This is a genomic window from Microcoleus sp. LEGE 07076, assembly GCF_015207455.1.
Taxonomy (GTDB): domain Bacteria; phylum Cyanobacteriota; class Cyanobacteriia; order Cyanobacteriales; family Microcoleaceae; genus Microcoleus.
Genome location: NZ_JADEWV010000445.1, coordinates 1 through 1,658, shown reverse-complemented (window position 1 = coordinate 1,658; position 1,658 = coordinate 1). Strand labels below are relative to the sequence as shown.

General features: G+C 43.8%; 2 protein-coding genes and 1 pseudogene. 1 reads left to right on the top strand and 2 read right to left on the bottom strand.

Features of this window, described 5'->3' with window-relative positions; genetic code table 11:
* A pseudogene (locus tag IQ270_RS31660) lies at positions 1 to 108 on the bottom strand (phosphoribosyltransferase); the annotation flags it as partial.
* 54 nt (positions 109 to 162) lie between these two features.
* On the opposite strand from IQ270_RS31660, the gene IQ270_RS30095 reads away from it, so the two are divergent.
* Positions 163 to 912: a pentapeptide repeat-containing protein gene (locus tag IQ270_RS30095; protein ID WP_193976756.1), complete on the top strand. Its 750-nt coding sequence runs from the start codon at positions 163 to 165 to the stop codon at positions 910 to 912.
* Between the two features lie 141 nt (positions 913 to 1,053).
* Here the strand turns inward: IQ270_RS30095 and IQ270_RS30090 are convergent, their stop codons facing one another.
* Entirely contained in the window at positions 1,054 to 1,254 is a 201-nt protein-coding gene (locus IQ270_RS30090) for a hypothetical protein (protein ID WP_193976757.1), read from the bottom strand.
* Positions 1,255 to 1,658: the final 404 nt, after the last annotated feature.

The following is a 1,658-nucleotide window of genomic DNA, read 5'->3' as shown; positions in this document are numbered from 1 at the left end:
CGCCAGACAGACAATGCGATCGAATTTCCATTGAGATTCATCAATTTTTACAGCCAAATCCTCAATTTTTCGATGGTACTCAGACCAAGAAATGTAAAGGTCGCTCATGCCTAATATGATTGAAATATCAAAGATATTATTAAATATTTTGAGGAAAATGACATGAATGCAGACGAACTTTTCAGACGGTATGCAGCCGGAGAACGGGTTTTTCAGAAAGTAGACCTGGCCGGGGTCAATATGTCAAGGACAAATTTGCGGGATATTAACCTGAGTCAAGCTGATTTAAAAGGTGCAAATTCGATCGGTACAATCCTTTACAGAGCCAATCTGTATCAAGCAAATATCAGCCAAGCCAACCTCTCCCAAGCCAACCTCATGTCCGCTAATTTCGGGGAATGCGAGGCGGTGGGAGCGAACTTGAGCGGAGCCATCTTGCAGAGTGCGGTGCTCGTCGGGGCAGATTTAACCGGAGCGAGTCTCAGGGGTGCAGACATGAGAGATGCCAACCTTCAGCGGGCAATTTTGATTCAAGTTTATGCCGTAAACGCTAACTTGCAAGGTGCCGACTTGACCGAAGTGAAACTTTGCCAAATCAATCTCAGCAAAGCAAATTTAACCGACGCCAACTTAACGCAAGCTGATCTCAGCCTTGCTAACCTGACTCTTGCAAATCTGAGTTGGGCAAATTTGACGGAAGCCAATCTCGAAAAAGCCAATTTGAAGGGAGCCAATTTGAGCGGAGCGAACTTGAGCTGTGCCAATCTACATCTAGCAGATTTGAGCGGAGTTTCCCTCAAGGGAGCCAATCTCCGGGGAGCCAACTTGCATCAAGCTTCTTTGCGCGGGACAAATTTGAAGGAGGCGAATCTGAGAGAAGCGATGATGCCTGAGGGCCAAATTTCTGAGTAAATAAGCTGGCAAAACAGAATTTCAAACTGCAGGGTGATGGTGGCGCACCCTGCCTTTAGTTTAATTCTTGATTTTATTGAGGCGATTTAATTCTGCCTTCGAGTGACAGTGCATTTCCACAGAAGCGGCAAAAAATTTTGTTTAATCTACAACTTTCAGCCATCCCCGCCGAACGGCGTGGAGCAAGCGGTTGATGGCTGTTTGATCTTCTTCGGTAAGACAGTCATTCAACAGCGCAGTCTGGAGCTGTTGTCGGTGAGTGGGAGTCAGCAGACCGGAGTGATATACCTGAAAGACTAGTTCTGCAATAGTAAATTGAGGTAAAAACGTTTGGGTCATCATTGTGTTTTTTTTGAACTCGCTTTTGCTATTATTCACTGATTTTCCTAAGTTTTATGTGATTCAAATACACGAGTAAATGTGATCTATTCGATCGGGATTTGTGATTTGTGTCAGCCCAACTTGGGGATCGAATCTTTCCTCATTGAGAGAGAAACTCGAAACACAAAATCCGTCCCCAGCTTTCGCTTTTGGTAACTTTGAAATCTGTAGTTTTCCTTAATTGAGTGCGACAAATCAATTAATATTTATCTCATAATATATATTTTTTTCAGTAAAATCACTTACACTATATCGCGGTAATTGGGCATGGGGCATAGGGAAGAGGGTATAGGGCGCTACCAGTTACCAATTACCAATTACCTTTTTCCGCCACCTACCTCATGTGGCCCAGAATTGCTATAAAT